This is a genomic window from Erythrobacter sp., assembly GCF_036351135.1.
Lineage (GTDB): Bacteria > Pseudomonadota > Alphaproteobacteria > Sphingomonadales > Sphingomonadaceae > Erythrobacter.
In genome coordinates, this window is record NZ_JAZBON010000009.1 from 121645 (window position 1) to 134271 (window position 12627).

Below are 12627 nucleotides of genomic sequence, written 5' to 3' on the forward strand. Positions count from 1 at the left end.
AGGCCTGACCTGAAATCTAACGACGCCCCGCTCCACGTCCGGCAGTAGGCGTCCGACGAATTGTGGTGAATAATTTGGAAAGGTTGTTTTTTCCCTAAAGTTGAGGACACGAAAGGGGGGGGGACTGGTTCTTCAGCATTACGAGCCCCCATCATGCCTGGCCGGCCAGTGTATCACCGCGCGTCCATCGGGTATTGCTGCCTCCTCGCAGCGCTGCGTGTTGTCAAAAACGCGAGAGGGTAACGCGAGCCATCAACTCGTGATTTTTCGTATGGAGATATTTTTGAGCTGGTAACCGTGAGCCGGGCCAGAGAACGAATGCAAAATGGCTTGGCGTTACGTTTAGCTTCTAATTAACCATCATCCATCATTACGGAGCTGATAACGCGCGAAAATTCGCTGGCAGTAATGGAAAAAAATATGTCCCCTGCCGTTTCAGTTGCAATAACGCGGTACGCTGAAAGTGACAGATTATTGGCGCGAAGTGTCTCGGCGGCACTTGGGCAAGAAGGCGTAACGGGCGAAGTCATTTTGGTAGACCAGCGGGTCGATCGACCATTCGATTTTTCTTTAGTCACGAATGGCAACCTCGAACTGCGAATACTCCGACAGAAGTGTGAAAGTCTGTCTCATGCACGAAATCTGTGCCTGGACGAAGCTGCACACGATCTCGTTTTATTTCTTGATGCAGACGCCATCGCGCGACCTGATTGGGCTGTCGCGATCGCTGACGCATTATCAGAAAGCAGTGTCGCGATAGCGGGAAGTCGGATCCTGCCGGAATGGGAGATCGTGCCGCCCGCATTTGCCCGCGGGGCGATTGCGAAGGATCAGTATTCAATGCTGGATCTCGGTATGGGGGATGGCCCTGCGCACAAGATAGTCGGCGCCGCCTTTGGAGTGCATCGAGGAAAGCTTGCCAGAGGTATGCGGTTTGATGTGACGCTAGGCCGCCGCGACGGTCGTCTGTTCGGAGGTGAGGAAAGCGACTTCTTTCGCCGTGTCGTGAAAGCGGGATGGAAGGGGCGTTATGTCGGGCGAAGTCACGTTATGCATCTAGTGGCGCGCGAACGGTTGCGCCTCGGCTGGCTGATCGAACGTATGTTCTATGCAGGCTACGGCCGCAGCGCCCAAGGTGGAGCGCCAGCGCCTTCGCGAAAGCCGAATATCTACGACTGGCTCTTCGCGCCCGTGCTTCTTCCCGCATATATCGCTGGGTGGTCTTGGGCGAAACTGATGCGTGGTACGGTGCGAAATGTATAGGCTCCATGAGTTGCGCGGGTATATGCGGCGGACCGCGCTAAGGATCGGCGGCAGCCTCGATCAGGGCTTTCACGAACGGGAATCGATTTTTCTGCACATCCCGAAAGCTGCCGGTTCGTCAGTTTCAGAAGCGGTCTATGGACACCAGGTGGGTCATTGGCGCTTATCTGACTGCATGGCCGCTGATGCCACAGCGACACGTAACTATTTCACTTTCAGCTTCGTTCGCGATCCGCTTGATCGCTTTGTATCCGCATTTCATTTTCTTGCCGCGGGAGGAATGAACAAGAAAGATGTCGAATTTGCTTCTCGACACATCAAAGGATGCTCCCTCGACGAGTTTGCCGAACGGGTGTATAATATACCAGACTTACTCAATAAGGTACATCTTCAGACACAAGCTAGCTTTCTTATTTCTTCAGAAAGCTCGCGCACAATCGCTGTCGATTTTGTTGGGCGTTTCGAGAACATGGCGCAGGATTTCGCTGAAGTTGCAAATCGTCTCGGGATCGAACCTGAACTGCCGGTCCGCAACACTGGTCCAAAACGAAATTGCGTCCAGGCATCAAAGGCGACCCGGACGATCGTACGCCAAGTCTACGCTGAAGATTATGCGCTTTTTGGCTATTGAGCTCGACCTAGGACAAAAAATTGAGCCGGCCCAAGGCCGCAGTATTTTTGGCAGGCAATTATATGGAACGTCGCGCGAAGAGACATAGCTGCGGCCACAGCCCAAACAGCTCCGCCAAGTCCAAATCTGGGTATCAGGATCGTCAACAGCGCAAGTTCGACGGCAAGGGCGACCGCTGTTCCTGCGAACGCTTTTCCGGCATAACCGCTCGCGGTCAGCAATTGCGCGGCGGGACCGGAAAGGGCGTAAACGAAAGCGCCTCCCACCAATACCCATAGGAATGATGCCCACTCGCTGAACGCGGGCCCGAACAGGCTCAATAATGGGACGGCAAAGACGCCGATCAATCCTCCGCCAACCATGACTGCGCTTAAGTTGAGAAACGAAAAACGCTGCGAGATGCGCAACAATTCGGACAGATCATCAGTCACTGTCAGTCGTGATGCATCTGGCTGATACTGGAGACCGAGGACATAGGCTGGCAAGGCCAGGAGAAAAGCGCATTTGGCCAAAGGGTAGTAAAGTCCGGCAGCTTCTGGGCTAGCCAAGATCCCGAGTAAAACAGTTCCAGCTTCCAGCTGCGCCATATTGACCAACATCGTTCCATAGAAGGGCATAGCGAAAAGCATCCATCTCTTCGCTCTTTCGAGTCCAATTTCCATGTCGCGCTGTTGACGCGGCAACGCTCGCCACCCGACGAATGCGGCTATCCATGCGGTGACCGTAAAGGCGGCAAAAAACTCGGTAATTCCGAACTTGAATGTGAGGAGTCCTGCCAAGGCGACGGCAAGGATGGCCATTAGCAGTAGCGGTCGCAACAATTCGCCAGGCAATTGTGCCATGACCAGCTGAGAGTTAGCGAGAGAATGGCCACGATGAAGCTGGATGAATGCCATCGCAGGAATGGCGAAGAGAGCAAAGAGTGACGCGGCACGCTCCGCGTCAGTAAGCGTGCCGGGCAGGAAGGTTACCGATAGGATGATCAGAAACGCACTACTTGCAAGGACCGTCATTCGAGAGAAATGCAGTAGCCCCCTAGCCTCGCCAAACTTTCCTTCCTCGATTTGTCGGGGAACCTCGACAATGGCGTAAGGTCCCAATCCCATCAGCGTGAGCGCGGAAAGTATTTGCACTCCGGAAAGGAGCATTGCGGCGAAACCGTAATTCTCCACGTTGAATAATCGAGCCAGAAGAACCGCTTGTCCGAAGATCAAACCAAGGCCAGATACTCGAATTACAAGCGAGGAGAACGTTCGCAAACCGAATTGCTCTGGATTGCGCGTTCGGAAGGCCTTTGCAGCGGAAGCGCTCATGTCATATCTTCGAATGTAGGGTCCAGCGACTCAACCTCACCCAACTCGTAGGCAGCGTAGGTCTGAAGCGCGACCCGGCTCCAGCTGTAATAATCGCGCGCGCGGTGTTGGGAGGTGGCTTTGAAGTCGGCGCGTTTTGCTTCGCTCCAGCTGGTGACCTCGCTAATCTTTTCGGCCCACGCCTTTGCGTCTCCGCTCGGCAGCAGAAATCCGGTTTGGCCATCGATAACCGCATCTATGAGGCCTCCGTGGTTCGATGCGAGCACCACGCCTCCGGCGTTGGCCGCTTCGGGAGCAACTAAACCAAAACCTTCATACTCGCCGCTCTCGACTTCGATGTTGGGGACGACGACAGTGCCAGCCTCTGCATAGAGGCGTGCGAGTTCTGCTTGCGATTGGGGCCCGAGAAACTCGACGCGCGGGTGTTCGAGCGCCGCATTCTCGCCGGGGTCCCAGCGGGTGCCGGCAATCAATAGCCGGTGATCAGGACATAGCGGCAACACTTCGCGCACGAACCAGGAGCAACCCTTGCGCTTTATCAGCCGGCCCGCGAAGAGGATCGTGTGGCGGCGGACCTGTGTCGACGGCAGGGGGATTTGATCAGCCGCCAGGGGGACGACTGCGACCCGGCGCCAGCCTGCTGCCTTCACCCGACTACGCGTAGCGCGCGAATTGGCGATGACGGTTGCGTGGGAAAGCATTCGCGCGCCGGCCTTGAGATAGGCGCTGTAGAGATTGCCACGCATCCCGCCTCGCGCTCCATAGGAAACGTCGGTGCCATGCGCCGACAGGACGATGCGGGCGCGCGGAAAGCGAGCGAGCGTCATCAGCGCGAGCGGCCAGATTGCCATATCACCCAGATGCACGAATTGCGGTGCATCCTTCAGCGCGAGCAGGCGCCGCAGCACGGTGAACGGGAAGAGCAAAAGGGCAATCACACTCGGCGGTTGTCCGTCGCTCCGCCCCGGCAGCGCGACGACCTCGACCGGCTGGAGTTTGAACAACTCCTGTGTCAAACGCTCGCAATAGGTCTCCATCCCGCCCACCGCCGGCCCCCATTTTCGGGTGATGAAAAGGATGCGCTCGCCGGATGCGGCGCGCGAACTCCTTTGAGCGAGGCGGGCGGGCGCGTTCATCTAAAACCCGCCCCAATAGTCGCTCGGCGGCGGCGAGGTGGGCGCTTCGAGGGCGCGGCCCCAGGTCAGGCTGGCCGGCTTTGACGAGGGATTGGACAGCGCGACCGGTCCGCGCAGCAGGTCGACGATCGCGCCTTCGCGGTATTCCTTGCCCGCTACGCTTACCCGTCCGGAAACCGTGTAGGGGCCGGGGACGAGGACGTCCCACTCGCCGTCATAGCCGGAGGGAAGCTCGCGTCCTGCAATGTAGAGGTCGCCCCAGAACGGGCGGTAGGTCTGCGTCAGCGCGGCGCGGTCATCGGGGTGCAGACGCGCAGGTGCGCCGCCTTCGAAGATCGGACGGAAATATTGCTCGTTGTCGAGGAGCAGCGGCACGGGCTGTTTTTCCATGGCGGCGCGGTATTTCGCGCGGCCCGAGCGCTGGTAGCTCTCCAGTCCCCATGGCGTCATGAAACCGTTGGCTTTGCGAAAACTGCCGATCATGCCGCAGCAATCGAAATAGGCGACGGGTTCGGGCACAGCTTGGTGCACGGCGAGGAGCAATTCCTGCTGCCGATGCTTGACCGAGCGTTCGCCTCCCACCCAGACGAGCAGCGAAAACAGACCGATGAGCGCTGCGACGGTTGCCGCGCCATAGCGTTTCGCGACCCACTCGAAGCCGAGCGACGAAGCGACGACCACCGGCGGCAGAATGAACACATAAAAATAAGGCGCGCTGTTGTGGTAGAACAGCGGGGTCAGCGCGGGCGTCCAGAGCAGCAGCAGGGCGAGGCGCCTTGTTCGGCTGCCGACGCCTGTAACGATCAGATAGGGCGCGGCGATCGCAGCGACGGCGAGGGGCAGGCCGAAGATCGCCGCATGGCGCATCATGTAAAGATAGGGCGAATGCAACAGCCCGAACATCTTGCTCGCCGAACCGCTCGCGTAATTGGCCGGGTCCATCGCCCTCTGCGCTTCGGGAGCGGGGACGGAATGCAGCGCGTAAAGCACGGCGAACACCGCCGCCGCGACTGCTCCTGCTGCAAACCAGCGCAGCGGATAGGTCCGCTCGAAGCGCTCCTGTTCCCAGCGATAGAGCGCGACTCCTGCAAAGGCCGGCGCCCACAGCACGAACTTGATCGTCACCATCGCCGAGAGCGCGATGAGAATGCCGAGCGCCGCGATTGCAACAGGCGTCAGACGCACACGCAAAGCCAGGGCTAGGGCACTCGAAAGCGTTGCCGCGGCAATCGGATCGATGCGGAACGACGTGCCGTGATTAAGGACGAAGCCCGAGCCGAGATAGGCGGCGATTGCAAGGATGGCGGCGGGGCGCTCTACGAGCGCGCGCGCCGCGAGATAGGTCGCGAAGGCGGCCACCGCGAGACAGGCGGCCATGAAGAACCGGGCGATGACGATATGCTCCACCTCGGTTCCGCCCAGGCCGGGCAGCCACCAGTAGAACGCGCGGGTGTGGATCGTCTGCAGGGGCTGGAGGTAATCCCCACGCGCCAGTGTCTCGACCTGCGAGTAAAACCAGAACTCGTCCCAGTTGATGACTCGGAAATAGGCGTTGGCGAGGTGCAGCGCGGCGAGGGTCGCGAGCGATAGCATCAGCGCGATGTCGGATACGCGCTCGCTCGACGCGCGAGGCGCCGGAGCGGCGGGCAAGCGGGTGGCTGCGGCCAGGTTCATGCGCGGCGTCTCTGCACTTCGGAGGCGGCTTCGTCGCTGGCCGCGGCTCTTCCTTCCGGCAACCGCTCTTCGATCCGGCGCAGCTTGAGCATTGCCGCCTCGAGCAGCTTGCGGTTTGTGGCGATGAGGTCCGCGAGGATGCCGAGCGTCGTCACCAACACGCCCACGGTCAGCAAGGCCCCGCCGATGACCAGCGACTGGATGTGACCTGCGCCGTCGCCCTGCATCACGAACCACAGAAACCGCCCGATGGGTAAGAGGCCGACCAGCGTTGCGAGCATGCCCAGTCCAACGAAGACGCGCAGCGAATTGAACGTCGTATAGGCGCGCAGGATCGTCACCCCGGTCTGCTGGATGAAGCGCGGGATCGAGGTGAACAGGCGCGAGGGCCGGGTCGCGGCATGGGTGCGGATCGGCACGCTGGCGATCGCCAGGCGCTTGCGCCCCGCCTGGATCAGCATGTCGGTGGTGTAGCTGAAATCGGTGGTGATGTTGATGCGCTGCGCGGCGTCCCGGCTGAAGGCGCGAAAACCGCTGACGGCGTCAGTGATATCAGTCGCCGAAAGCGCGCGTACGGTCGCCGAGCCGAGACGCTGGAGCAGCCGCTTACCGGGGCCGAAATGCGCATTCTTGGCAACCGAGCGGTCGCCGATGCAGATATCGGCCTCGCCATTGGCCACCGGGGCGACGATCCGGGCGATATCGGCGCCTTCGTACTGGCCATCGGCATCGGTGTTGACGATGATGTCGGCGCCCTCGGCAAGACAGCGGTCGATCCCGCTGCGAAAAGCTTCGGCAAGGCCGCGATTGCGGGCGTGGCGCACGATGTGGTGCACGCCCCAGCGCCGCGCGACCCCGCCGGTGTCATCGCTGCTGCCATCGTCGATTACGCAATATTCTATTCGGTCGATCCCGGGCAGGCTGCGCGGCAAGGCGGCAAGGGTTTTCGGCAGCACCTCGGCCTCGTTCAGGCAGGGTATCTGAATGATAAGCTTGGTCATTGCAGTATTGCGGGCCCCCGTGCGCGGCGCACGCGCTGGAAGCGCGCGGGCGTCGTGCGTTGTGAAACCGGGTGCTACCGCGACGTGTTTAAGCAATCGTAAACCATGCGACGGGCGTGCGCCGCCATGCGTTTCGCAGGTAAGATGCGCCTACCCCGGGCTCTTGCTTTCGAGCGCGGCTTGGCGCACCGCGCCTCTCGATGTCTGCAACCCACCATCCCGCGTTATGACCCCCGAAGAGCGATCGGGCCTCGCCTATGCGGTGACCGGTTTTGCCGTGCTTTCGGCGGGCGATGCCGTGATCAAGAGCATGGCAGGCGACTGGCCGGCGCATGCGGTGGCGGCGCTGCGCTTTTCGCTGGGAGCCGCGGGATTGTCGGTGCTGCTCTGGCGGGCCGAGGGACCGCGCGCTTTCGTGCCAGCGAACTGGGCGCTTCAGGGTGCGCGCGGGGCATGCCTCGCGATCGCATCGCTCAGCTTCTTTTCCGCGATCTATATCATGCCGCTCGCCGAGGCGATGGCGATCGCTTTCCTCGCTCCGGTCCTGACGCAGGTGCTTGCCGGCTTGCTCCTGGGCGAGGAAGTGCGAGCGCGCGTCTATCTCGTGTCGCTGGTCGCGCTTGCCGGGGTCGCGATCATCCTGCGGCCCAATTTAGCGGCCCTGGGATGGGGCGCGGTGCTGCCGTTGATTTCCGCGACCTTCTTCGCGCTCTTAATGATTACCAACCGGCTGAGCGCTGGGCAGGGGAGCGCCCTGTCGATGCAGGTGTTCGTCGCTGGCATCTGCGCGCCGATCCTTGTTGTGGCGGCCTTCGCGATGAAGGCGTCCGGGGTGGCGGCGCTCGATTTCGGCTGGCCGAGCTGGGACGTGGTCGTGCGCTGCGCCGTGGTTGCGGTCACGGCGAGCACGGCGCACTGGCTCGCCTTTATCGGCACCGAACGCGCGGGTGCGGCCAAGGTCGCGCCTGCGATCTATGTGCAGATGATCGTCGCGGTGACGCTCGGCTGGCTGTTCTTCGACGAGCGGCCCGATAATCTGACGCTAGTGGGTGCGGCGCTTATCATCGCCGCCGGGCTCGTTCTATGGCGAGATGGCGCGCAGCGTCGGCCGGGTCCGGCGCGGGGGATGGCGCGCGGCGCGTGACTCCCCGTCATTAGAACAAGCGCGCCAAGCACGACAGGAACTATAAGGCCGGGCATCACGTTCGAACCGGCGAAAAAAAGAAAGCGGGTGTGATCTATGTGCGGGATTATCGGCATCGTCAGCGATGAACCGGTCGCGGACCGTCTGGTCGATGGGCTGAAACGGATGGAATATCGCGGCTATGACAGCGCGGGCCTGTGCACCCTGCACGAGGGCGAGATGATCCGTCGGCGCGCGGAAGGCAAGCTCGCCAACCTCGTCGATGTGCTGAAGGCCGATCCCGCACTCGGCACCACCGGCATCGCGCATACGCGCTGGGCCACCCACGGCGCCCCCACCGCCGCCAACGCGCATCCCCATGCGACCGGCGAGGTCGCGATCGTCCACAACGGGATCATCGAGAACTACAAGGAACTGCGCAAACGCATGGTTGACGCCGGGCGCGCTTTCGAAAGCGAGACCGACAGCGAGGTCATCGCCCATCTCGTCTCGCACCAGATCGAACAGGGTCTCGATCCCGTGGACGCGGTGCGCGAAGTGTTGCCGCAATTGCGCGGCGCTTTCGCGCTCGCCATCACCTTTCGTCGCTACCCCGATTTGCTGGTGGGCGCGCGGCTCGGCTCGCCGCTGGTCGTCGGCTATGGCGAGGAGGAAATGTTTCTGGGCTCCGATGCCCTCGCGCTCGCGCCCCTGACCCAGCGCATCACCTATCTCGAGGAAGGCGATTTCGTCGTCGTCGGGCGCACGGACGCACAAGTTTTCGATAGCGAGGGCAAGCCGGTTGAGCGTCCAATCCAGTCCTCGGGCGCTTCTGCCGCGGCGACAGAGAAGGGCAATTATCGCCATTTCATGCAGAAGGAGATCTTCGAGCAGCCGACCGTCGTCGCGCAGACGCTCGGCTCCTATCTGCGGCGCGAGGACGTGGCGGTGGCGCTGCCGCAATTCGATTTCGATCTGTCCTCGGTCTCGCGGCTGACCATCGTCGCCTGCGGAACCTCCTATTATGCCGGTCTCGTCGCGAAATACTGGTTCGAGCAGTTCGCCCGCGTCCCCGTCGATATCGATGTCGCGTCCGAATTCCGCTATCGCCAGCCGGTGCTCGAGGAGGGGGGCCTAGCCCTTTTCATCTCGCAGAGCGGCGAGACCGCCGACACGCTCGCCGCGCTGCGCCATTGTAAGGAGGAGGGGCAGACCATCGCGGTCGTCGTCAACGTGCCGACCAGCACGATGGCGCGCGAGGCGGACCTGCTGCTTCCGACCCATGCCGGCCCGGAAATCGGCGTCGCCTCGACCAAGGCGTTTACTTGCCAGCTCGCCGTGCTCGCGGCGCTGGCGGCGCATATGGCGGTGAAGAAGGGGCTGATGAGCCGCGAGGAGGAGCGCGACATCGTCAAACGGCTGCTCCAGGCGCCGGCCAAGCTCAACGCCGCGCTCGATCACGACGACAACATCGCGGCGATGGCGCATCTGATCGCTCCGGCGCGCGACGTGCTTTATCTGGGGCGCGGACAGGACTATCCGCTGGCGCTGGAAGGCGCGCTTAAGCTCAAGGAAATCAGCTACATACATGCCGAAGGCTATGCCAGCGGAGAGATGAAGCATGGGCCGATTGCGCTGATTGACGACGATGTGCCGGTGGTCGTCATCGCGCCTTCGGGGCCGCTATTCGACAAGACCGTCTCGAACATGGAAGAAGTGCGCGCGCGCGGCGGGAGCGTGGTGCTGATTTCCGATGCGAAAGGGATCGAAGAGGCGGGCGAAGGATGCCTCGCAACGATCGAGATGCCGCCGGTTCATCCGCTGATCGCGCCGCTGGTTTACGCGATACCGGTGCAGCTGCTGGCCTATCACGTTGCGGTGGTCAAAGGGACCGACGTCGATCAGCCGCGCAACCTCGCCAAATCGGTGACGGTCGAGTAGCGACGGCGCCGCGCTGCCCTGCTCGGTGGAACCCGCCCGGTCGGACCGGCACCGGCGGGTTAATTTACCCCACTGCAAAGATCGCGCTTAGCTTTACGCGGCCATAACCTTTCGCGGTTAATCGCGGGTCATCGTGAGCGACGCTACACCCCCACCCCTCTCCACCAGCGAGCAAAATCTGCCCGTCTCGGCCATTCTCGGCCTGTCCGACAAGGGACAGGTGGACTGGGCGCGGCTGCGCGGATTGCAGGCGCACAAGCTGTTCCGCCTCGCCTTTCACCGGGCCTATGCCAATGCGCTGCTCGCCCTGTTCGTCGCGCAAATATTCATCGGGATCGTCGCGTTTCACTGGCTCGCGCTATGGTTCGTCGCGCTGGCGGGCGTGCAGCTGGCCGGCCTGCGCGCTGATCGCCTCGCGCTGCCGGCAAAGAATGAGCCGGCGACCCGCGCGCAATATCGCCGCCATGGTCACACCGCGCTGGTATCGGCCGGAATCTGGACCATTCCGCTCTTCCTGTTCGCGCCGGCCGGGCCGCCAGAACACGCCATCACGCTGCTCATCATCACCGGCATCCTGCTCGCCGGGCGGGTCTATTTCTACACCACTTCGCCGCTCAACATCGTTCTTGCGACCCTTATCCAGGGCGCAGGCGCGCTGCTGCCCTTCGTCCTGCTCGGCCATTGGTACGTGGTCGCGGCGATCGCGATGTTCGCGGTCTGCACCGCGCTGGGAGCGATCGAGGTCGGCCGCGCTCATCTGACCGCCCGCATCGCCGAAAGCGCGATTACCGAAAAGGAAGAGGTGGTCTCGCTCTTGCTGCGGGAATTTGAAGAGAACGAAGCCGACTGGCTGTGGGAGATCGACACGCGCCGCCGCATCCGTTCGGTCAGCCCGCGTTTCGCCTTCGCGCTGCACGCCTCGGACCGCGAGGTCGAGGGCGAACCGCTGCTACAGCTGATCGCCGGCGACACCTGGGAAAGCGGCGATTTCCCGCCGAGCCTTCACGAACTGGCCGAAAAACTGCGCAACCGGGAGAATTTCTCCAACCTTATCGTCCAGGTCGCGATCAAGGGCGAGGAACGCTGGTGGGAGCTTTCGGGCACTCCGATCCGCGACGAGCGCGGCCGCTTCACCGGCTTTCGCGGGGTCGGTTCCGACGTCACCGAACAGCGCGCATCGTCGGAAAAGATCGCCTATCTCGCGCGCTACGACACACTCACCTCGCTACCCAACCGCCTGATGCTCACCGAAGCGCTGGGCGAAGCGCTCGACTATGCGGCGCGCTGGCGCACGCGCTGCGCGCTGATGATGGTCGATCTCGATCGGTTCAAGGCGGTCAACGATTCGCTCGGCCACATCACCGGCGACAAGCTGCTGGCGCAGGTCTCCTCGCGGCTTCAAGGGCTGATGGGCGACAACGCCTTCGTCGGAAGGCTGGGCGGTGATGAATTCGCAATCGTCATCCGTGATGCGAGCGATGCGACCTTCATGAGCAACCTTGCGCTGAACGTCATCAACACGCTGTCCGAACCCTATCAGGTCGAAAACCATACGCTCTATGTCGGCGCCAGCGTCGGCTCCGCGATCGGTCCGCGCGACGGCAAGACTGTCGAAGAATTGATGCGCAATGCCGACCTTGCGCTCTACCGCTCGAAGGATGTGGGCGGTGGCGAACATTGCCGGTTCGAGCCGGTCCTTCATGCCTCGGCCGAGGAGCGGCGCCAGCTCGAAGTATCGCTGCGCAAGGCATTGGGGCTCGACGAATTCGTTCTGCATTATCAGCCGGTCGTCGATGCGCGCAGCGAGAACATCGTCAGTTTCGAGGCGCTGGTGCGCTGGAACAGCTCGGAACACGGCTTCGTCAGTCCGGGCAAGTTCATCCCGCTCGCCGAAGATACCAGGCTAATCGTCCCGATCGGAAAATGGGTTCTGCGCCAGGCCTGTTTTGAGGCGCGTAATTGGCCCGATCACGTCAAGGTCAATGTCAACGTCTCGCCCGAACAGCTGCTCGAACCCAGCTTCCACAGGGATGTAATCGACGCGCTTGCCGCCAGCGGCCTGAGGCCCGAGCGGCTCGAGATCGAGGTGACCGAAAGCATCTTCCTGCGCGATGCCAGCGTGGCGCGCAACGCGCTCGAACAGGCGATGGCGCTGGGCTGCTCGATCGCGCTCGACGATTTCGGGACGGGCTATTCGTCGCTCGGTTACCTGCGCAAGCTGCGTTTCTCGACGATCAAGGTCGATCGGACATTCGTGCAAGGCGCCTCGCAGGGCGCGAATGAGAGCCTTGCGATCATCAACGCGGTGGTCGCGATGGCCAAGAGCCTCGATATGACAACGACTGCGGAAGGGGTGGAAAGCGCCGAGGAAGCCGAGCTGATCCGCAATCTGGGCTGCGATAAGATCCAGGGATTCTATTTCGGGCGCCCGATGTCGGCAGAGGAAGCGCTGCGCCTGTTCCATGCCAACGAAAAGAAGGGCGCGCGGCGCATCCGGGCCTGACGGCGCACGGTTGGTGACGCGGAGCCTTGGCAGGTTGGTTTA

The 12627-nt window shown here is 62.0% G+C and carries 9 protein-coding genes; 5 read left to right on the forward strand and 4 right to left on the reverse strand.

What is annotated here, in order from left to right:
- Nucleotides 1–408: 408 nt before the first annotated feature.
- A complete protein-coding gene (locus V2I30_RS01735; RefSeq protein ID WP_330660339.1) occupies nucleotides 409–1263 on the forward strand; it encodes a glycosyltransferase family 2 protein in 855 nt (284 codons plus the stop codon).
- Nucleotides 1256–1894, forward strand: a complete 639-nt coding sequence (locus V2I30_RS01740) for a sulfotransferase family 2 domain-containing protein (protein ID WP_330660340.1) — start codon at nucleotides 1256–1258, stop codon at nucleotides 1892–1894. Before V2I30_RS01735 ends, V2I30_RS01740 begins: the two co-directional genes overlap by 8 nt.
- Here the strand turns inward: V2I30_RS01740 and V2I30_RS01745 are convergent.
- The 4 genes from V2I30_RS01745 to V2I30_RS01760 form a co-directional block, all read right to left on the reverse strand.
- A complete protein-coding gene (locus V2I30_RS01745; RefSeq protein WP_330660341.1) occupies nucleotides 1888–3207 on the reverse strand; it encodes a lipopolysaccharide biosynthesis protein in 1320 nt (439 codons plus the stop codon). The two genes, V2I30_RS01740 and V2I30_RS01745, sit on opposite strands and share 7 nt — an antisense overlap.
- Nucleotides 3204–4244: a glycosyltransferase family 4 protein gene (locus V2I30_RS01750; RefSeq protein ID WP_330660342.1), complete on the reverse strand. Its 1041-nt coding sequence runs from the start codon at nucleotides 4242–4244 to the stop codon at nucleotides 3204–3206. Before V2I30_RS01750 ends, V2I30_RS01745 begins: the two co-directional genes overlap by 4 nt.
- A gap of 99 nt (nucleotides 4245–4343) precedes the next feature.
- Complete coding sequence (locus tag V2I30_RS01755; RefSeq protein ID WP_330660343.1) at nucleotides 4344–6017, reverse strand: hypothetical protein; 1674 nt, start codon at nucleotides 6015–6017, stop codon at nucleotides 4344–4346.
- Nucleotides 6014–7018: a glycosyltransferase family 2 protein gene (locus V2I30_RS01760; RefSeq protein ID WP_330660344.1), complete on the reverse strand. Its 1005-nt coding sequence runs from the start codon at nucleotides 7016–7018 to the stop codon at nucleotides 6014–6016. The genes V2I30_RS01755 and V2I30_RS01760 overlap by 4 nt, the downstream gene beginning before the upstream one ends.
- A gap of 226 nt (nucleotides 7019–7244) precedes the next feature.
- Between V2I30_RS01760 and V2I30_RS01765 the strand changes: the two genes are divergently transcribed.
- The 3 genes from V2I30_RS01765 to V2I30_RS01775 all read left to right on the forward strand — a co-directional run bounded on the left by V2I30_RS01765 (nucleotide 7245) and on the right by V2I30_RS01775 (nucleotide 12585).
- Nucleotides 7245–8162 carry a DMT family transporter gene (locus V2I30_RS01765; RefSeq protein ID WP_330660345.1) on the forward strand — a complete coding sequence of 306 codons (918 nt, stop codon included), beginning with the start codon at nucleotides 7245–7247 and terminating at the stop codon, nucleotides 8160–8162.
- A gap of 96 nt (nucleotides 8163–8258) precedes the next feature.
- Nucleotides 8259–10082 carry a glutamine--fructose-6-phosphate transaminase (isomerizing) gene (glmS, locus tag V2I30_RS01770; RefSeq protein ID WP_330660346.1) on the forward strand — a complete coding sequence of 608 codons (1824 nt, stop codon included), beginning with the start codon at nucleotides 8259–8261 and terminating at the stop codon, nucleotides 10080–10082.
- A 133-nt stretch (nucleotides 10083–10215) separates the two neighbouring features.
- Entirely contained in the window at nucleotides 10216–12585 is a 2370-nt protein-coding gene (locus V2I30_RS01775) for a putative bifunctional diguanylate cyclase/phosphodiesterase (RefSeq protein WP_330660347.1), read from the forward strand.
- The last annotated feature ends 42 nt before the right edge of the window (nucleotides 12586–12627 follow it).